Below are 18,269 nucleotides of genomic sequence, written 5' to 3' on the forward strand. Positions count from 1 at the left end.
GGGCCCTTGAGCGGGGTACCAGCCCAGCCGCCTGCCCACCCGCACCGCGAGGGGCCCGCCGCCCGGCAAGCAGGGCCGGGGAACCGCCCTCCTCTCGCCGTCGTCGCCATCAACGGCGACCGCGCACACGCCCGCCACTCGACAAGCACCCGACAAGAATCCGGCAACCACCCGACGACGCTGCAGGCGGACCTCTCAGCCGGGGAGGAACGGGCTCGGGGTGCCGTGCCAGGAGACGTACAAGCGTTCCCTCGCCCTCGTGCAGGCCACGTACAGCAGGGACCGCTGCGCCTCCAGGTCGGCGCGGTGCTGGTTCTCGTCCTGTTCGGCCGGGGTCACGTGGTCCATGAACGGCAGCGACGCCGCCGTCGCCCCGGTGACCGCCACGGCGCGGAACTCCAGCCCCTTCGCGCCGTGCATGGTGGTCACCCGTACCGACCCGGCCGCGTCCGTCACCGCCTGCTCGCGCGGGTTGAACGCCGCCGCCGGAAGCGACCGGGCCCGCAGATGGGCGGCGACCGCGTCGCGCTGCCGGTTGGTCCGCGCGGTGACGCACACGTCCGCCGGGGCGATGCCCTCCGCCAGCCAGGCCCGCACCTGCTCGGCGAGGGCGTCCAGCTCGGCGGGCTCGTCGGCGGCGCCGTGCAGCCGGGGCGGCGGGCCGCTGAGCACGCACCGGTCGGCGCCCTCCGGCTCCGGGGCCGACCCGCCCAGCTCCTCGGTGGTGCGCCCGCCGACGATGCCCCCGGCCCAGTCGAGGATCTGGCGGGTGGTGCGGTAGTTGACCCGCAGCGGGTAGGACCGGCCCACCACGTTGATGCCCAGCCGCTTGAAGGAGACCGTGTTGTCGTAGATGCGCTGGCGGTTGTCCCCGGCGATGAACAGGTCGTCCGGCCCCTCCCGCGCGGCGGCGCGCAGCGTGCGCCACTGCATCGGGTGCAGGTCCTGGGCCTCGTCGACGACGACGCTGGTGTAGGGCGGCTCGGGCCGCTCGGCCAGCAGCCGGGCCGCCTCGGCGTGCATCTCCTCGGCGGGCAGGGCGCGCCCGGTGCGCATCAGGGCGCGCGCCTCGCTGATGGCGTGCCACACGGCGCGGCGCTGGTCGGCGGCGAGCGCGGTGCTGCGCCCGCGCCGCGCGTCGGGGTCGAGGTAGCCCTCCAGGGTGGTGATCTGCTGGGCCATCACCACGTGCCGGTACTCCGAGTACAGGAAGTCCGGCGGGTAGGGCAGGCCGTGCTGGCGGGCGATCTTGGCGAACACGCCCCGGGTGTCGGTGCGCAGCCGGATGTCGGGGTGGGTCCGCCGCACCACGTCCAGCGCCACCTTGTCGATGGTGAGCACGTCCACGTCGTCCAGCAGCGCCGGGTCCAGCAGCAGCGCCAGGTTGCCCTTGAGCGACTCCACGAGCGCGTTGGTGAAGCTGGTGAGCAGGATCCGCCCGTCCAGCGGGAGGTTCTCGGCCAGGTGCTTGACCCGGTGGAGGGCGACCACCGTCTTGCCGGTGCCGGGGCCGCCGGTGACCTTGGCCGGCCCGCCGAAGCGCGGGCGGTAGGCCAGGTCGCGCTGCTTGGGGTGGAGGAAGACGCGCCAGGCGTTGAACTCCCCGGCCAGCACGTCCTCGATCTCCTGGTCGTCGCCGACCACGATGACCCGCTCGCGGGTGTTGCGGATGGCGGCGTCGTAGTCGTCGGTGGAGACCGCGCCCACGCGCGGGCGGCGCGGGGCCACCACCTCCTCCTGCACCCGGCGCACCGGGTGCCCCTCGGCCAGCGCGGTCAGCACCTCGAACTGGTCCTGGGGCAGGGCGGGCCGCCAGGCGTGCAGCTCGGCGGGGGAGGACAGGGTGCGGACGAAGCGGCGGATCTCGGGGTCGACGCCGAGCCGCTCCAGGTCCCCGTCGGAGACGCCGTCGAAGGGGCCGCCCCGCGCCTCCCCGGACCGGGGCGCGGGCTCCTCGGGAACGGTCTTCTCCAGTGCGGCGGCGTCGCGCCGCTCCAGGGTGCCCATCACCCCGTTGACGTCGTGCCGGTGGTCCTGCGCCCAGCCCTCGGCGGTGTCCCGGGGCAGCAGGTGGACGAGGAGGAACGTCTCGCCGGACTCGGGGGCGAGCATCACCCCGGTCCAGGAGTCGCTGATGCGGAACGTGCGCACCCGCGGGTCCTGCCCCGCGGGCAGGGAGCGGATGCGCAGGTCGGGGTGGGCGAGCAGGGCGTCGAGGGGGAGCTCCCTGAACTTGCGGGTGGCCTCGCGCAGGCGCTCCCGTGTGGGCCGGTCGAGCTTGTCGTACTGGGGCAGACACGTCGCGTCGATGGCCAACTGGGGCATGGGCCTCCTCAGGTCCGGCGCGGGTCTCGCCTTACATGCCCGTTTCTATCGGAAGGGAAGGACAAACCGCCCGTGTGGCCCGATCCGGCCATCAAGCCCCCGGAGCGCCGACCTCTTTGGTGTAGAAGTGCGCGAGCGGGTCGTCCGCATACGGCCCCCACGGCTCGGCCGGGACGTACCCGCTCGACCTGTAGAGGGCGACGGCCTCGGGCTGCCGGTCGCCCGTCATCAGCAGGACGCGCCGCCACCCGGCGCGCGCGGCGTCGGCCTCCAGGTGGGCGAGCATGGCGCGGGCCAGGCCCCGCCCGCGGTCCTGGGCCCGCACGTACATGCGCTTGACCTCCGCGGCCCCGCCGAAGGCGCGCCATCCCCCGCAGGCGACCGGGCGCCCGCCGTCGTACCCGACCGCGAACGCTCCCCGGGGCGCGGAGAACTCCTCCGGCTCCACGGGGGTCTCGTCCTCGTCCCCGTACCGGTCCACGTACTCCTTCTGCAGTTCGGCGATGAGCGTCCGGGCGTCGGGGTGCGTATAGGCGACGGTGCGGATGTCCATGGCGGGGATATTAGGTGCATTCAGAACACGAGGTGCACGATGAGGGCGATGACCGGGATCGAGATGGCCGTGCGCAGCACGAACAGGGCCAGGCAGTCCCGCAGCCGGATCGGCACGTCCAGCTCCAGCAGCAGCGGGATGGTCGCCGAGAAGAACAGCAGCTGGGTCAGGGACAGCACCGCCACGAAGAACTTGGCCTCGACCGCGGCGCCGGTGGTGAACAGCGCCGGCAGGAACATCTCGCTGACCCCCACCAGCGAGGCGGGGGCGACGGTGTCGGCGTCGGGGATGCCCAGCAGCGCGATCACCGGCTCCAGCGGCCGCCCGAGCCAGTCGAAGACGGGCGTGTGCTGGGCGGCCAGCACCGCCGCCGTGCCCACCGCCAGGATCGTCGGCAGGATCACCAGCGCCAGGCGCAGCCCCTCGGCGAAGCCGGTCGCGCACTCGCGGCCCACGCCCCGGGCGGTGCCCGCGCGCTCCACGGCCCGCCGGACGGCGGTGCGCACCAGCGCCCCCTCCGGCTCGGGCTCGGGGCGGGGCTCGGCCGCGTAGGTGTCGGGCTTGCGCGACAGCGGCGGGATGCGCACCAGGACCACCGCCAGGAGGACCGACAGCCCCAGCACCGACCCCACGATCAGCGGGAAGTAGGGCATCAGGTCCAGCGTGGCGGCGACCACGGCGAAGAAGCCCAGGCTGACGCTGCTGAAGCAGGTGGCGATGGTGGCCGACTCCCGCGCGGTGTAGCGGCCCTCCAGGTACATCCGGTTGGTGACGTAGAGCCCGATGGAGTAGGAGCCCACGAACGACGCCAGCGCGTCCAGGGCGCCGCGCCCGGGGACCTTGAACAGCGGGCGCATCACCGGCCGGGCGAGGGTGCCGATGAACTCCAGGCCGCCGTAGGAGACGAGCAGCGTCACGAACACCGCGCCGATCGGCACGATCACCGCCACCGCCGTGACGACGCTGTTGAAGATCATCGGGCCGACGCCCTCGTCCAGCACCGCGGCCGGGCCGGTGCCGGACACGACCATCACGGCCAGCACCGCCCCGGCGACGCGGATGAGCGTGAACACCCAGCCGGTGGCGAACGGGGACAGGTCGACCGGGCCGGTGCGGCCCAGCGCCCGCTGCGCCTTGGCGGCGACGGTGAGCACCGCCGACAGGGCGACCATGGCCAGCACCGTGTACGTCACGACCGTGGGGGCGCCGTCCCGGATCGCGCTGACCAGCAGGTCGAAGGGGATGGTCCAGGCGCCGTCCACGCGCAGCGGGAGCAGGAAGAAGAACAGCCCGGTGAGAGTGGCGGCGGCGAACCGGAGGGCGGCGGTGCGGGGCGGCGCCGCGGCCTCGGCCGCGGACCGCGGGGCGTCTGTCATGGGGAGACCTCCGCGACGTGGTGGGACGCGGCCCATTGTTCGCCAGGTCACACCACCCGCCCCGGTGATCTGGGCCCCCTTCGCCGCCCCTGTTCCGCCATATCCCCCGTGACCTGCGAAAACGCACTCCGCCCTGTCCCGGATTTCAGACAGGAGTTGGGCCCCGGCTCCGACCCCGTCCGATTCCGGTCCGATCCGGCCGGTTCCGGGCGCGCGCCGAACCCGGCCGCCCCCGGACGCATCCGAATCGGTGAGCCCATGAGCGTCCGGCGACCCCCGGGACGGATGCGGGATCCGGTGAGAGGCGGGCGGTCTGAGACGATCAGGACGATGCCCCCCAGGCCGGGAAGAAGGAGCGGATGACCGAGCGCACCCCCCAGCCCTCCTCCTCCAGGACGGTCTCCCGGCGCCGCCTGGGCGCCTACGCCGCCGCGTGGACGGCCTGGGGCGGGCTCTCCATCACCGCGACCGTCCTGCAGAACGCGCCCGACCTGCTCGACTGGCTGCCCAACGAGGCGATCTGGGGCCTGGTCGTCATCGGTGCCCTGGCCCAGCTCCCGTTCATCGTGCGCGACGTGCGGCGCCGCGCCATGGGCCGCGCCCCGAGCCCTTTCTGGCGCGAGCACCACGGGAACAACCTGCTCCACCCCGAACCCCACTTCACCGGGTACGGCGGGCAGCAGCGGCAGATGCTCCGGCTCTTCCGGGGCTTCCCCCGGCCCGGGCAGCGCGGCCTGGTCGACCGCCTCCTCCTCTGGCGGCGCCGGGGCCGGCAGCGCCCGCCCCTGGTCGTCGTGGTCACCGGCGCCCCGGGCACCGGCAAGAGCCAGCTCGCCAACCGCGTCGCGCGCCATGTGACCGACCGCTTCCCCGACGCCCCCCGCTGGGTGGACCTGACCACCGGCACCAGCCCCGACGAGGAGGACGGGGACGGCCCCGACGGTGCCGGCGGCCCAGACGGTCCCGGCGGGCCCGGCTGGACCCTCATCCGTGTGCTGCCCAGGCGGCTGCGGCGGCTCCCCGGTCTGGGCCCACCCGGCCCCGAGGACCCCGGCGACGGGGACGGCGCGGACGACCCGGACGCCGAACGGAGGGCCGTGCTCGCCGCCGAGTTCGCGGCGGCGGCCGCCGCCGCGCGCCCCCGCCCCGTCGCCGACCTGCTGGAGGAGCTGCTCGGCGCCTCCGGGGACAGCCCCCGCGGCCCGCGCCGCCACCTGGAGGAGGCCTGGCGCAGCCGCACGGCCGGGCGCCGCCTGCTGCTGGTGCTGGAGAACGCCGAGGACCCGCGCCAGGTCGAGCCGCTCCTGCCGAACAGTCCCGACAGCGCGGTCATCGTGACCGCCCGCGCCCCCTTCCACGACGCCGGGTTCGACTTCGAGAGCGTGCACCTGGAGGGGCTGACCGACGAGGAGGGCGCCGAGCTGCTCGACCTCCAGGTCGGCCTCCCCTCCGATCCCGCCGAGCGGGAGGAGGAGCGCGTCCTGCGCCGCTCGATCGCCGCGCACTGCCACGGCCTGCCGCTCGCGCTGAAGATGTGCGGCACCCGCCTGGCCGCGCACAGCGGGGAGGACACCCGGGAGCTGCTGGAGAAGCTGCGCAGCTCCTCGGTCACCCCGCTGCTGGGGCCCACCGGCTTCCCCACCTCCTTCCTGGGGGTGTTCCGGCTCTGCGGCACCTACGCCGCACGCCTGCTGCACCGCATGGCCGCCACCGGCATGCAGGAGGTCGCCGACTACGGCGCCGCCGCGCTGCTGGACATCGACCGCCGCCGCGCCGCCGCGGTCCTCGAGGAGCTGTCGGGCCTGTCGCTGATCGAGTCCATCGGCAGCGCCGAGGACGGGGTCCAGCGCTACCGGCAGCACCAGCTCGTGCACGACACCATGCGCAAGCTGGGCCCGGCCGAGCTGGGCGTGGACCCCGACGAGGCCGGTGCGGCCTGGTCCGACGGGCAGGTCGCCGAGGCCGGGCGGCGCTTGGTGGCCGCCTACACCTGGATGGTCGAGCGGGCCGCCGCCGACCTGCACCGGGTCGACGCGGGCTTCCCGCAGCCGCCGATCGCCGGGCCCGCCCCGGGACCCGGAGACGACGGCGGCCTCGGCCTGGCCGGGCCGGCGAACCCCCAGGCCTGGTTGGACCGGGAGCGGGAGGTGCTGCTGGGGTGCCTGTGGCTGGCCGCCGACGCGGGCCACGTCGGTCTGGGCTGGCGCCTGGCCCGATCCGTCGCCGTCATGTGCCAGGTGCTGCGCGCCCACTGGAGCGAGTGGGACCAGGCGGTCGAGGCCCAGCTCGCGCTCGCCTACGGCCACGGGGACCTGCACGCGCTCGGTATGGCCCTGCTGGACGCCTCGGAGCTGTCCGGCGCGCGCGGGCAGTACCGGCCCGGCATCATCTACGCCGAACGCGCCCTGTACGCCTTCGAGCAGAAGGGCGTCGACGAGCGCTGGCTGGCGCGCGCGCACCGCGCACGCGGCGTGTGCCTCCAGCGCTGGGGCGAGCTCGACCGTGCCAAGGAGGAGCTGGAGCGCGCCGAGACCGTGATGGCCCGGCACGGCGAGCGGTGGTGGCGGGCGCGGGCGCTGTACAACCTCGCCGAGCTCAACGCCGACATCGGCCACACCGGGCCCGCCTCGGACCTGCTGCGCTGGGCGTGCGACATCTTCGCGGAGGAGGGCGACACCGGCCAGAGCGACCTGGCCCGCGTCCTGCTGGCCGAGGTCCACGCGGCGGAGGGGCGGCAGCTCCGGGCCTGGTACGAGCTGACCGAGATGAGCGAGCGCTTCACCGACGAGGGGCGGCTCTGGTACAGCGCCCAGTGCCTGCGCGCGCTCGGCGGGCTGGAGGAGCCCGTGCTGCGCGCGCAGTGGCGCATGGCCGAGTCGCGGCTCAGGGAGCTGAACCGCACCGCCAAGCGGGCCGGCTTCGACGCCGAGGCCCTGCGGAGGGTACAGGGCCCCGGCGCCACCGCGGCTCTGGGAGGGGCGGTGCAGGAGGCCCGGGGCCGCCGCGACCGCCTCGCCGCCGAGCTCGCCGACCTGATCGGCGACGCGGAGGCCGAGCGCGCGGTCCGCGGGCGGCCCGAGCCCCCGGTGCTGCGGCGCACCGGACGGCGCCTGCGGCGGGCCTGGTCGCCGCGCCGCCGCCGCGAGATGGTGCAGGAGGCGATCGTCCTCATGGAGCGCATGGGCGACGAGTGGGGGGTGAACCGCGCCCGCGTGACCCTGGGGCGGGTGCTCGTCGCCGCGGGGAGGTTCCGCGAGGCCGAGGGGGCGTTCCGGGACGCGGCCGAGGGGTTCGCCTCGCTCAGCCAGGCCGGGCAGCGCTCCGGCGAGCCCGGGGACAAGCGCTGGGAGGCGCGCACCCACCACATCGCCGCCGAGGACGTGTACCGCAAGGTGTCCCCGCCCGGCCAGGCGGTGGAGCGCACGGCCCCGTGGCGGTACTCCGACCCGCTGAAGAGCGCCCAGGGGCACGCCCTGGAGGCGATGCGGCTCTACCGGGAGCGGGGCAACACCTCGGGGGAGGTCGCCGCGCGCATCCTGCTCGCCCGCATCATGTGGGTGGACGGCGCCGTCAAGCGGGCGGTCGCCCACCACCTCCAGGAGGCGCGCGACCAGGCCTCCGAGCAGCTGGAGAGCGCCGCGGACCAGGCCTCCGAAGAGCTGGGGCGGGCCGCGCTCCAGGCGGCCCAGCACGGCTGGGAGGACCTGTACGCCGAGGCCGCCGGTCTCCACAGAACGATCGCCGAGCGCCACCCCGAGGTCGCGCGCCGGTGGCCGATCCACTGAGCGCGGGCCCGGTAGGGTCGCACTGTGGGAGCAGCGAAACGGGCGGCACTGGCCGCCGGGAGCGCGGCGGCCGCGGCCCTGGGCCCGACCGCCTGGGTACAGGCGGCCGCCCTGGGGCGCCGGTTCGGCCCCGAAGAGGTGCCCGACCGGCCGGTGGCCGTCGTACTGGGGGCGGGGATGAAGCCGCACGGCCCGTCCCTGCTGCTGGCGCGCCGCCTCGACCTGGCCGCGCGCCTGCACGCGGCGGGACGCGTCCGGGCGGTACTGGTGTCGGGCGACAACCGGGCGGTCTCCGGGCACGAGACCGACGGCATGGCCGACTACCTGGTCGGGGCCGGGGTGCCCCGGGCGTGCATCGCCGCCGACCCCTACGGCTTCCGCACCTGGGACAGTTTCGTGCGCGCCCGTGACGTCTACGGGGTCAACGCCGCCACCGTCGTCACCCAGGAGTTCCACCTGCCGCGCGCGCTGCTGCTGGCCCTGGCCGCCGGGATCGACGCCGTCGGTGTGGGCGACCGCAGCTGGCGTGTGCGCGCCCGCGCCACCGCCCTCGGGTACGCGCGCGAGGTCGGCGCCAACGCCCGCGCGCTGGGCGACGCCCTGGCGCGCCCCGAGCCGCACCGCACCTGCCCGCCCCGGGACGACGTGCGCGACGCGCTGCTCGCGGCGGACGCCCTCCGTGTCGCGTCGGAGGCGTCCGAAAGGGGATAATCGGCTCCCATGGACGCGAACACCGGCCGGAAGCCGCTCACAGGAGTGCACGACGTCGAATGGGCGCGGCTGGCGCCCGAGCGCGGGGACGAGATCCCGGGACTGCTCCAGACCGTCGCCTCGGGCGGTGCGGGGTCGATGGAGGCGGTCACCGGGCTCTACGACATCCTGCGCCACCCCGGGGCGGGGTACGCCGCCGCGCCTGAGGCGGCGCGCTTCCTCGCCGGCATCGCCTGCCACCCGGACACGTCCGCTCCGGGCGAGGCGCTGAGCCTGCTGTTCGAGCTGGTGGTCCCGGTGCCGCTGGCGGTCGTCCCGCAGGCCTGGGATACGGACCTGTGGCGCGACGAGGTGGCCTGGGCGGTGGCGGCCGACCCCGAGCAGGCGCGCGAGCAGTACCGGCAGTGGTGCTCCGAGGCCCCGGACGAGCAGTCCTACCGGCGCATGTCCGCCCGCTACGGCGTGCTCGGCCGCGACGGCGGCGCCGCCCTGCTCCAGGCCGAGCTGGACGTGCGCACCGCGGTCGCCGAGCGCGCCGAGGCCCTCGCCGGGCTGCTGGAGGGGCGGGAGAACCGCCGCGGGATGAACTCCACCGCCGAGTGGGCCGCCTCCATCCTGGCGTTCGTGCCCGAGGCGGCCGACCACGCGGTGCCGCGGATCCGCGCCCGCATGGTGGAGGAGGCCCGGCGCCCGGACGACTCCGCGGCCGGGCTCCGCATGCAGGACGAGTGGCGCAAGGTGCTGCCCGCCGAGATCGTCGCGCTGGGCATGCTCGCCGACCCGGCCGACGCCACCGCCACCGTGGCGCTGGTGGGGGAGCTGGAGGCGGGCAACCTGTACCGGTCGTTCGCGGCCGGGTGCGCGCTGGCGCTGATGCACGGGGAGCGCGCCCCCGAGCAGGCCCTGGCCCGGCTCGCCGAGCTGGGCGGTACGCGGGTCGGCTTCACCGCGCTGTTCAACGACGCCTGGCCGCACCCGGGCGTGGTGGAGCCGGTGGTGCTGGGGTACGTGGCGCTGGGCCGCTGCCGGGGCGCCGCCGCCGAGCTGCGCACCGCGATCCTGCCCGAGGCGCTGGCCCACGCGGGTCCGACCGCCGCGGCCGTGGTGGGCGAGGCCCTGGAGTCGGTGCTGGGACCGCGCACCGGGCCACAGGACGCCGCCGAGGCCATGGAGAAGGCGCTCACCGAAGGCGGCGGCGGAGAGCCCGACCGGCTGCTGCGCGTGCTGTGGGCCGTCGCCGAGCTGCCGCGGTCCGACTGGGACGAGCACGGCGTCGGCGACGTCGTGGAGGCCTGGTCCCTGCCCGCCGACCGCGCCGCGTTCCGCGACTTCGTCGGCGTGGACGAGGACGAGGAGGAGGACGCGGCCGAGCAGGCCGCGGCGCCTGCGGAGGCCTCTCCGCAGCCGAAGGCCTCCCAGGAGCGCCCCACGGGCCTGCTCGGCCGCCTCTTCGGCGGGAACTGAGGCTAGCGCGGGGCGGCCAGCGCCTCCTCCACGCTCGTCTCCGACGGACCCGGGAAGACCGGGTCGGGGCGCAGGGCGGCCTGCGCGGCCGCCTTGTAGCCCGCGGGGAGCTCCCGCACGTAGCCGTACACGGTGGCGGTGAACTTCCGGTCCCCGCTCGCGTCGCCCGCGCCCACGGCGTCGATCCCGGCCGCGCGGCACAGCCCCACCGCGCGCGGCAGGTGGAAGTCCTGCGTCACCACGGTGGCCGCCTCGACGCCGAAGACGCGCCGCGCCCGCGCGCACGAGTCCCACGTGCTGAACCCGGCGTAGTCGGCGGCGACCTTCTCCCGGGGCACCCCCACCGCCGCCAGGTAGTCGGCCATCGCGTCGGTCTCGTTGTAGGCGTCGCGGCTGTTGTCGCCGCTGACCAGAACCGCCTCCACCTTCGCCGAGTGGTACAGCTCGGCCGCCAGGTCCAGCCGCCGCGCCAGCAGCGTGCGCGGCCGCCCGTCGTCGTCCAGGCCCGCGCCGAGCACCAGCGCCACCGGCCGCTCGGGCACCTCGTCCACCGTGCCGCGCACGTCGGCGGTGGACCACGCCAGCCACGCGAAGGGCAGGGGCAGCAGCAGGAGCGCGCTCGCGACCGCGACGGCGGCGGCCGCGCGCATGCGTCCGGAGAGCGGGAGGAGCCCGCGGAATCGACCCATGACCGGTGCGACGCCTGGACCCGGGCGTCAGTTCCCGCGCGAGAGTAGGCTCACGCCCCATGGACGCACTTCCCGCACGGCTGCGTGCGATCGCCGACCTCCAGTCCCCCGAGATGCGCGAGGGGGCGGGGCGGCACGAGTACGACGGGACCGTCGGCGACATGTCGAAGGAGGGCGTGCGCGCGGGCCTGTCCCGCCTCGGCGGCGAGGAGCTGGCCGACCCGCACGACGAGGCGCACGCCCGGGTGGCCGAGGAGTCGCTGCGGTACCTGTTCGGAGAGCTGCAGGCGCACCGCACCAACCCCCTCGTCCACCTCGACGAGCTCGACCTGTCCTGCTACACCCGCACCTACGCGCCCGAGGAGGAGCGGCGCGAGGCCCGGCTGAACCACCTCAGGGCGTGGCCGCGGGCGGTCGCCACCGCCGTGGACACCCTCGACCGGGTCAGCGCCCCCACCGCCCGCGCCCTGCTCCCCGCGGCCCGCGGGCTGGCCGCCGGGATTCCCGGCGACACCCCTGAGGACGTGCGGCGCCCCGCGCTCGACGCGCACGCCGGCCTCGTCGCCCACCTGGAGAAGGCCGCGCGCGACGGCGACCCCAGCGCGACCCTGGGCGGGGACGCCCTCGCCCGCCTGATGGGCGTGCGCGACGGGCTCGACGTCGACCTGGGCCGTCTGGCCGAGCGCGCCGACGCCGAGCGCGACCGCCTCATGGAGCGCCTGGCCGAGGCCACCGGGCGCCTGGCCCCCGGCCGGCCCCCGCTGGAGGTCTCCCGCGAACTGGTGCGCGACCACCCGGGGCCCGACGGCGTGTTGGAGGAGGCACGCGTGTGGACGCGGCTCGCGGTGGACTTCACCCGCGAGCGCGGCCTGGCGCCCTACAGCGACGGCGCCGTGCGCGTCTCGGAGTCGCCGGAGTCGCGCCGGTGGGCCACGGCCATGCTGGCCTGGGCGGGCCCGGGGGAGGCCGACGGCGACACGAACTACTACATCACCCCGCCCGATCCGGACTGGCCCGAGCAGGACCGCCAGGAGTGGCTGGAGATGTTCAGCGCCACCACCCTCCCGGCGATCTGCGTGCACGAGGTCGCCCCCGGCCACTACTCGCACGGGCGTGCGCTGCGCCGCGCGCCGGGGCAGGTGCGCCGGCTCTTCTACTCGGTGGCGTTCATCGAGGGATGGGCGCACTACGCCGAGGAGCTGAGCGTGGAGGAGGGCTTCGGGGCCTATGCCGAGGAGCGCACCGCCGACCGGCCGGGGGAGCGGTTCACCGCCGCCCACTTCGAGGCCGGGGTGTGGCTGGAGGCGCTCATCCGGGTCACCCGCCTGGCCGCCGCGATCGGCGTGCACACCGGAGCGATGACGGTCGAGGATGCGGCCCGCCGGTTCGCCGCGGACACCGCCCTGGCCGGGCCCGCAGCGCTCGCCGAGGCCCAGCGCGCGGTGTTCGACCCCACCTACGGCCGCTACACCTGGGGCAAGCTGGAGATCCAGGCGCTGCGCGAGCGGGCCCACCGCGAATGGGGCGCGGGCTTCACGCTCCAGCGCTTCCACGCGGCGCTGCTGGAGCTGGGCGCGCCGCCGCTCGGCCTGATGGGGACCGCCGTCGAACGCGGCTGACCCCGGCCCTCACCCGGGGTCCCGGCGGCCCTTCTCGCCCACCCGCAGGCCCCGCACCGCGTCGGCGGTGGTCTCCAGGGCCGAGCGGCTGTCGGCGTAGCGCAGCTGCGCCAGCCCCACGAACAGGCAGTCCACCACCGTGAGCTGGGCCAGGCGGCTGGCGGTGGCCCCCGAGCGGAACGTGGTCTCCCGGGCGGCGGTCGTCAGCACGTGGTCGGCGTAGGCGCAGATGGGGCTGCGCGGGAAGTTGGTGACCACCACCGTGGTCGCCCCGCGCCCGCGCGCCTCGGCCAGCGCGTTCACCGTCTCGATGGTGGCGCCGCTGTGCGAGACGCCCACCGCGACGTCGCCGGGGCGCAGCACCGCCGCGCTGGTCAGCATCACGTGGCTGTCCGACCAGGCGAACGAGGCCAGCCCGATCCGGTGCAGCTTCTGCTGCAGGTCGGCGCCGACGAACGCGCTGGCGCCCACCCCGTAGATGTCGATCCTGCGGGCGGCGCCCATCGCCTCCACGGCCGCCTGCAGCACCTCCGGGTCGAGCTGCGCCCCGGTCTCCTCCACGGCCCGCGCGTCGGTGTAGGCGATCTTCTGCACCACGGTGACCAGCGTGTCGTCCGGGTCGATGTCGCCCACGGGCTCGCGCCCGCTCAGCCCGGCGCCGCGCGCCTGCCCGGCCTCGGTGGCCAGGGCCAGCCGCAGCTCCCGGTACCCGGACAGCTCGATCGTCCGGCAGAACCGGATGACGGTCGCCTCGGAGGTGGAGCAGTCCCGGGCCAGCTGGGTGATGGAGGAGGCGGCCACGCGTTCGGGGTCGTCGATGATGCGCTGCGCCACCCGCTGCTCGGCCGGGGGCAGGGAGGGCAGCAGGGCACGCACCCGCAGCACGGTGCCGGGGGCCGACGGGGGATTCGCCGAGTTCGCCATCGCAGAGAGTCTCGTGCTCGCTTGGGTCGGAGTCAATCAGAGCGGTGCGCGCGCGTCGGACGGTTGCGGAACCGCCACAAGGCGGAGCACTGCAGGGGCAGATTGCGCGTCGCGTGCGCCGCCCGGCACTGTAGAGGGCGAGCACGGATCCCACGACGCCGGGGGTGGCCGAAGCGGCGGACCCCGCAGAGGAGCAGGTGGCGCACTACGAGTTCGGCGTTCTCGGACCGCTGAGCCTGACCTACGGGGACAGCCCCGTGGAGCTCCGCGGCACCAAGCGCCGCGCCCTTTTGGCCCTGCTCCTGCTGCGCTGCGGCCGGACCGTTCCGGTCTCCGGCATCGTGGCCGCCCTGTGGGGCCCAGACGCCGACCCCGAGGCGCGCAAAGGGTCGCTGCAGGTGCACGTCGCCCGGCTGCGGGCCGCCCTGGGCGGCGAGAGCGGCGGGCGGATCCTGGTCACCGGCGGCGACGGCGGCTACCGGATGGAGCTTCCGCCCGACCGGCTGGACCTGCTGCGCATGCGCGCGCTGCGCTCGGGCGCCGACCGGGCCGAGCAGGCGGGGGACGCGCTGCGCGCCTACGAGATGCTGCGCGACGCGCTGGGGCTGTGGCGCGGCCCCGTCCTGGAGGACGTGGTGTCCGCCGTGATCCACGAGGGCGACGCCCGGCACCTGGAGGACGAACTGCTTCAGGCCGCCGAGCGCTGGGGCGCCCTAGCGCTGCGCCTGGGCAGGCACAGCGCGCTTCACCAGGCCTTCAACCGGTTGGTGTCGCGCTTTCCGGAGCGCGAGGAGCTGGTGCGCCAGCACATGGTGGCGCTGTTCCGCTCCGGGCGGCAGGGCGACGCGCTGGCGGTGTTCGGCCGCACCCGCCGCGCGCTGGTCGAGCGCCTGGGCCTGGACCCCGGGCGCGGGCTCCAGGCGACCTTCGAGGGCATCCTCCACGGCACTCTCGCCGAGGAGGGGGACGATGCCTCGTCGGTGCCGCGCCAGCGCGCGGCGCCGGCCGAGCCGCCCCGCCCCCACGGGGCGCCGCCGCCCCGGCGCGGCTACCCGGTGCCGTTCCAGCTCCCCGCGCCGCACCCCTTCTTCGTCGGGCGCACGGAGGAGCTGGCCCGGCTGGACCGCCTGCTGCGCGACCGGCGCGGCGCGGCGCGTGTGCTGGTCAGCGGCCCGCACGGGGCGGGGTGTACGGCCCTCGTCCTGAAATGGGCGGCCCGGGCGGGCGGTTTCCCCGACGGGCGCCTCTACGCCGACCTGCGCGGCGGAGAGGACGACGGCCCCGGCCCGGGGGAGATCGCGGCGCGCTTCCTGCGCGCGCTGGGCGTGCCCGAGCCCTACCCCGAGGCGCTGGAGGAGCGGGCGCCGCTGCTGCGGTCGGCTCTGGCCTCCCGCCGGGTGCTCATGGTGCTGGACAACGCGCGCAGCGCCGAGCAGGTGCGCCCGCTGCTGCCCGGGAGCTCGCCGAGCGCGGCCGTGGTCACCAGCCGCTTCTGGCTGGCCGACCTGATGGTGCGCGACGGCGTGCAGGCGGTGGGGGTGGGTGAGCTGTCCCAGGAGGAGGCGGAGCTGCTGCTGCGCACCCGCATCGGCGCCGAGCGGGCCGGGGCCGACCCGGACGGGCTGCGGCGGCTGGCGGCCGTCACCGGGCGGCTGCCGCTGCCGCTCAGCATGGCGGCGGCGTGGCTGTCCACCCACCCGGGCGCCGCCCCTGCGGAGCTGGCGGCCCGGGTGGAGGCCCGCGATGAGGACGCCCCCGCGGTGCGGATGGCCGCCGCGCTCGGCGGTGATCCGCGATTCCTCATCGGCGGCCGCGAGTAGGAGAGGGGCTCCGGCACGGAGGAGGGGGGAAGGCGCCTGGCGAGGACGACCGTCCCCCGTTCGCCCCGCCAGGCTCGGCGCCCTTCCCCAGAGGGCACCGCATCCCCCCCGCGAGCCGTCCGTCCTCCGGCTCGCGGGGAGCCGGACCCCTCCCCGTGCCCGGCCCGCTTTCCTCCTCGGAGGGGGCGCGGCCGCGGGGAAGCGCCGGCCGTGATGCCCTCCGAGGTCTCCCAATGTGCACGAGGCGGCTTTCACCGCACTGGCGGTCCGCTTTCAGGTGGGCCTCCAGGGCCATCAGCGCTTCGGAAGCACGTCCGGAATGGCCGGAAACGGCCCGGGGGCGTGCGGGCAGTTGCGGCCTAGGCTTCCCTTATGGAACGCGATGTGGTGATCGGTGTGGACGCCGGCGGCACGTCGACCCGGTGCGTGGCCGTCGGCCTCGACGGCCGCGTGCTCTCCCGGGGAAGCGCGGGCGGTGCCAACCCCTTCTCCAGCCCCGACCCGGCGGGCGCCCTGGAGGCGGCCCTCGGGCAGGCGGTCGGCGGAGTCGGGGCAGGACGGGTGGCCGCCGCGGTGTTCGGCATCGCGGGGGCATCCGCGGCCGGGCACGCGCGCGCGTCCGAGGCCGCGGGCCGCGCCTGGCGGGCCGCGGGGCTGCCGGGTGCGCCGCGCGTCACCGACGACATCGCGGTGGCGTTCGCGGCCGGCACGCACGAGCCCGAAGGGGCGGTCGTGATCGCCGGCACCGGGGCCGTGGCGGCCCATGTGGCCGACGGGAGCGTGCGGCGCCGGTGCGACGGGTACGGCTGGCTGCTGGGGGACGAGGGCTCGGCGGTCTGGATCGCCCTGGCGGGGCTGCGGGCCGCGCTCGCGGGGATCGACGGCAGGGGAGGGGCGACCGTCCTCTCCGACCGCATGGCGGCGGCCCTGGAGATCGCCCCCGGGGACCCCCAGGAGTTCATCCTGACGGTATACCCGCGCCCGCCCGCGGAACTCGGCGGCCAGGCCCCCGAGGTGACGGGGGCCGCGCGCGAGGGCGACGCCGAGGCGGCGCGGATCTGCGACGAGGCGGCCGGGCGGCTGCTCGACGCCCTGGGGACGGTCCTGCCCCCAGGATCGGGGAGGCCGGTCGTGCTCGCGGGGGCGCTGATGGGCGCGGGCCCGGTCGCCGAACGCGTGCGCGCGGGGATCGGCGAGCGGTTCGGGAGCACGCCGCTGGCGGCCGCCGACGGGGTGCTCGGCGCCGCGGGCCTGGCCCTCCGGGACGCCGGGGCCCCGCCGGACGCGCACGCCCGGGTGCTCTCGGGCCGCCGATGAGGAACCCGTCGGCGGATTTCACGTCCGTGGGGGACCCGCGGGGGCTCGTGAGTCGCTAGTGTCATGCGCATGTCTCAGAAGAATGAAGAGAACGTCGATCCCGCGGGCTCGACCGTGATGTTCCAGAAGTTCGTGTCCGACAACGACGAACCGGAGGCGGCGCCGCGCCGGTCCATGACCCCCTACGTCCTGGCCGGGGTGGGCGCGGTCGTGGCGGTCGCCATCATCGTCGCCGTGGTGGTGACGTGGAGCTGACCCTCCAGGCGGACCATGCACGCTGAGGCCCCCACCTTCCACACCACCGGGAAGGTGGGGACACCGGTCCCCCGGCGGGACACGGCACCCGCGGACAATCCGTTCGCGACCGCTCCGGGAGGCTGCTAACCTTGACGGCGTCGGACGGAGCCGACCAGGCGGAATCCGGCACGCGCCATTAGCTCAATTGGCAGAGCAGCTGACTCTTAATCAGCGGGTTTGGGGTTCGAGTCCCTGATGGCGCACAAGAGAGACCCCAGGTCAGAACCGCTTTAATGCGGGTTCCGCCCTGGGGCTTCGTCGTGTCCGGGCACAGTGGCCGCGTCCGGATCTGGGCCCCGTCGGCGGCGGGGACCGCGCCCCCGCGGCGGCCTCGCCGCCGACGGCGTCCGATCGGTGGGTGATGACAGCGGGTGAAGCGGCGGCGGCCGCTCCCCGCGAGCGGGGAGCGGCCGCCGGACGTCTCCTGGCCCCGCCCCAGCCGGGGCTCGCGCCGCCGGCTGCCGTCCTGGGCGGACCAAGAACGCACACCCTCGCCTCGCACGCGGGTGGTGCCGCTACATCCACGGCCCATCCTCCCCGCCCGCGATTGTGGTCCGGTTGGACTACGGTTGGATCCCCCGCGCCACCCTGGACGCGGGAGCGATCGGCGGGCGCCGGGCCCGCCGGGGAAGGGAGCGCATGCGGTTCTCCATCCTGGGGCCGCTCCGGGTCCGCGACGGCGACGGGCGCGAGGTGCGGCTGTCGCCCAAGCTCGCCGGGATCGTCGCGGCGCTGCTGTGCGCGCGCGGGGCTCCGGTGGCCGACGAGCGGCTCATCGACGTCCTGTGGGAGGGCGACCCCCCGCGCTCGGCCCAGAAGAGCCTCCAGGTGTACGTGCACCACCTGCGGCAGGCGCTGGGCGGCCCATCGACCGTCGCCCGCGGCCCGGGAGGCTACAGCATCGAGCGGGCGGAGGGCGACCTCGACGCCGACCGCTTCGGCGACCTGGTCGACCAGGGCCGCCGCGCGCTGGCCGAGGGCGGTGCCGAGCCCGCCGCCGCCCTGTTCCGCGAGGCGCTCGCCCTGTGGCAGGGCCCCGCCCTCTCCGGCGTCGACACCCTGCCCGTGGTGCGCGACGAGGCCGCCCGCCTCAACGAGCTGCGCTGGAGCTGCACCGAGGAGCTGATGGGCGCAGAACTGGAGCGGGGCCGCCACGCCGAGGTGGTCGCCGAGCTCACCGCCCTGGTCCACGAGCACCCGTTCCGCGAGCGGCTGCGGGCCCGCCTCATGCTGGCGCTGCACCGCTCCGGGCGGTCCGCCGAGGCGCTGGAGGTCTACCGGGCCGGGCGCGAGCTGCTGGTCGACCAGCTCGGCACCGAGCCCGGACGCGAGCTGCGCGAGCTGGAGCAGGCGGTGCTGCGCGACGACCCGGCCCTGGCCCCCGCCGCC

Annotated in this window: 13 protein-coding genes and 1 tRNA gene; 9 read left to right on the plus strand and 5 right to left on the minus strand. The window is 76.0% G+C overall.

The features are described 5' to 3' along the window. Positions 1-195: 195 nt before the first annotated feature. The 3 genes from O4J56_RS28430 to O4J56_RS28440 form a co-directional block, all read right to left on the minus strand. Entirely contained in the window at positions 196-2,325 is a 2,130-nt protein-coding gene (locus O4J56_RS28430; protein WP_270690067.1) for a 3'-5' exonuclease, read from the minus strand. A gap of 91 nt (positions 2,326-2,416) precedes the next feature. Beyond that, positions 2,417-2,878, minus strand: coding sequence for a GNAT family N-acetyltransferase (locus O4J56_RS28435; RefSeq protein ID WP_270690068.1), 462 nt, complete (start codon positions 2,876-2,878; stop codon positions 2,417-2,419). A 20-nt stretch (positions 2,879-2,898) separates the two neighbouring features. Next, positions 2,899-4,254: a YjiH family protein gene (locus tag O4J56_RS28440; protein ID WP_270690069.1), complete on the minus strand. Its 1,356-nt coding sequence runs from the start codon at positions 4,252-4,254 to the stop codon at positions 2,899-2,901. Positions 4,255-4,613: 359 nt separating this feature from the next. On the opposite strand from O4J56_RS28440, the gene O4J56_RS28445 reads away from it, so the two are divergent. Genes O4J56_RS28445 through O4J56_RS28455 form a run of 3 tightly spaced genes read left to right on the plus strand, consistent with a single transcriptional unit; the run spans position 4,614 to position 10,214 of the window. After that, positions 4,614-8,039 carry an NB-ARC domain-containing protein gene (locus O4J56_RS28445; protein ID WP_270690070.1) on the plus strand — a complete coding sequence of 1,142 codons (3,426 nt, stop codon included), beginning with the start codon at positions 4,614-4,616 and terminating at the stop codon, positions 8,037-8,039. A 24-nt stretch (positions 8,040-8,063) separates the two neighbouring features. Beyond that, positions 8,064-8,750, plus strand: coding sequence for a SanA/YdcF family protein (locus O4J56_RS28450; RefSeq protein ID WP_270690072.1), 687 nt, complete (start codon positions 8,064-8,066; stop codon positions 8,748-8,750). Between the two features lie 9 nt (positions 8,751-8,759). After that, a complete protein-coding gene (locus tag O4J56_RS28455) occupies positions 8,760-10,214 on the plus strand; it encodes a hypothetical protein (RefSeq protein WP_270690073.1) in 1,455 nt (484 codons plus the stop codon). A 2-nt stretch (positions 10,215-10,216) separates the two neighbouring features. Here the strand turns inward: O4J56_RS28455 and O4J56_RS28460 are convergent, their stop codons facing one another. Next, complete coding sequence (locus tag O4J56_RS28460) at positions 10,217-10,903, minus strand: SanA/YdcF family protein (protein ID WP_270690075.1); 687 nt, start codon at positions 10,901-10,903, stop codon at positions 10,217-10,219. A gap of 59 nt (positions 10,904-10,962) precedes the next feature. Between O4J56_RS28460 and O4J56_RS28465 the strand changes: the two genes are divergently transcribed. Next, positions 10,963-12,522: a DUF885 family protein gene (locus O4J56_RS28465; protein WP_270690077.1), complete on the plus strand. Its 1,560-nt coding sequence runs from the start codon at positions 10,963-10,965 to the stop codon at positions 12,520-12,522. Positions 12,523-12,531: 9 nt separating this feature from the next. Here the strand turns inward: O4J56_RS28465 and O4J56_RS28470 are convergent, their stop codons facing one another. Next, positions 12,532-13,446 carry a MurR/RpiR family transcriptional regulator gene (locus O4J56_RS28470; protein ID WP_270690079.1) on the minus strand — a complete coding sequence of 305 codons (915 nt, stop codon included), beginning with the start codon at positions 13,444-13,446 and terminating at the stop codon, positions 12,532-12,534. Positions 13,447-13,610: 164 nt separating this feature from the next. Here O4J56_RS28470 and O4J56_RS28475 point away from each other — a divergent pair, with 164 nt between their 5' ends. From O4J56_RS28475 to O4J56_RS28495, 5 genes are all read left to right on the plus strand, one after another. Next, on the plus strand, positions 13,611-15,266 hold the full coding sequence (locus O4J56_RS28475; RefSeq protein ID WP_270690081.1) for an AfsR/SARP family transcriptional regulator: 1,656 nt from the start codon (positions 13,611-13,613) through the stop codon (positions 15,264-15,266). A gap of 372 nt (positions 15,267-15,638) precedes the next feature. Then, positions 15,639-16,583 (plus strand): N-acetylglucosamine kinase, encoded by a 945-nt coding sequence (locus O4J56_RS28480; protein ID WP_270690082.1) that lies wholly within the window; start codon positions 15,639-15,641, stop codon positions 16,581-16,583. A 69-nt stretch (positions 16,584-16,652) separates the two neighbouring features. After that, a complete protein-coding gene (locus O4J56_RS28485) occupies positions 16,653-16,838 on the plus strand; it encodes a hypothetical protein (protein ID WP_270690084.1) in 186 nt (61 codons plus the stop codon). 172 nt (positions 16,839-17,010) lie between these two features. Beyond that, positions 17,011-17,083 (plus strand) — tRNA-Lys (locus O4J56_RS28490). A 436-nt stretch (positions 17,084-17,519) separates the two neighbouring features. After that, the coding region (locus O4J56_RS28495; protein ID WP_270690085.1) for an AfsR/SARP family transcriptional regulator at positions 17,520-18,269 on the plus strand (750 nt) is incomplete at its 3' end.

Source organism: Nocardiopsis endophytica (assembly GCF_027706725.1).
Lineage (GTDB): Bacteria > Actinomycetota > Actinomycetes > Streptosporangiales > Streptosporangiaceae > Nocardiopsis_A > Nocardiopsis_A endophytica.

Bases quoted from the DNA above. Each gene is read 5' to 3' on its own strand.
- O4J56_RS28465 (WP_270690077.1), top strand. From the start codon at position 10,963: ATGGACGCACTTCCCGCACGGCTGCGTGCGATCGCCGACCTCCAGTCC.
- O4J56_RS28480 (WP_270690082.1), top strand. From the start codon at position 15,639: ATGGAACGCGATGTGGTGATCGGTGTGGACGCCGGCGGCACGTCGACC.
- O4J56_RS28430 (WP_270690067.1), bottom strand. From the start codon at position 2,325: ATGCCCCAGTTGGCCATCGACGCGACGTGTCTGCCCCAGTACGACAAG.
- O4J56_RS28470 (WP_270690079.1), bottom strand. From the start codon at position 13,446: ATGGCGAACTCGGCGAATCCCCCGTCGGCCCCCGGCACCGTGCTGCGG.
- O4J56_RS28485 (WP_270690084.1), top strand. From the start codon at position 16,653: ATGTCTCAGAAGAATGAAGAGAACGTCGATCCCGCGGGCTCGACCGTG.
- O4J56_RS28460 (WP_270690075.1), bottom strand. From the start codon at position 10,903: ATGGGTCGATTCCGCGGGCTCCTCCCGCTCTCCGGACGCATGCGCGCG.
- O4J56_RS28455 (WP_270690073.1), top strand. From the start codon at position 8,760: ATGGACGCGAACACCGGCCGGAAGCCGCTCACAGGAGTGCACGACGTC.
- O4J56_RS28440 (WP_270690069.1), bottom strand. From the start codon at position 4,254: ATGACAGACGCCCCGCGGTCCGCGGCCGAGGCCGCGGCGCCGCCCCGC.
- O4J56_RS28445 (WP_270690070.1), top strand. From the start codon at position 4,614: ATGACCGAGCGCACCCCCCAGCCCTCCTCCTCCAGGACGGTCTCCCGG.
- O4J56_RS28435 (WP_270690068.1), bottom strand. From the start codon at position 2,878: ATGGACATCCGCACCGTCGCCTATACGCACCCCGACGCCCGGACGCTC.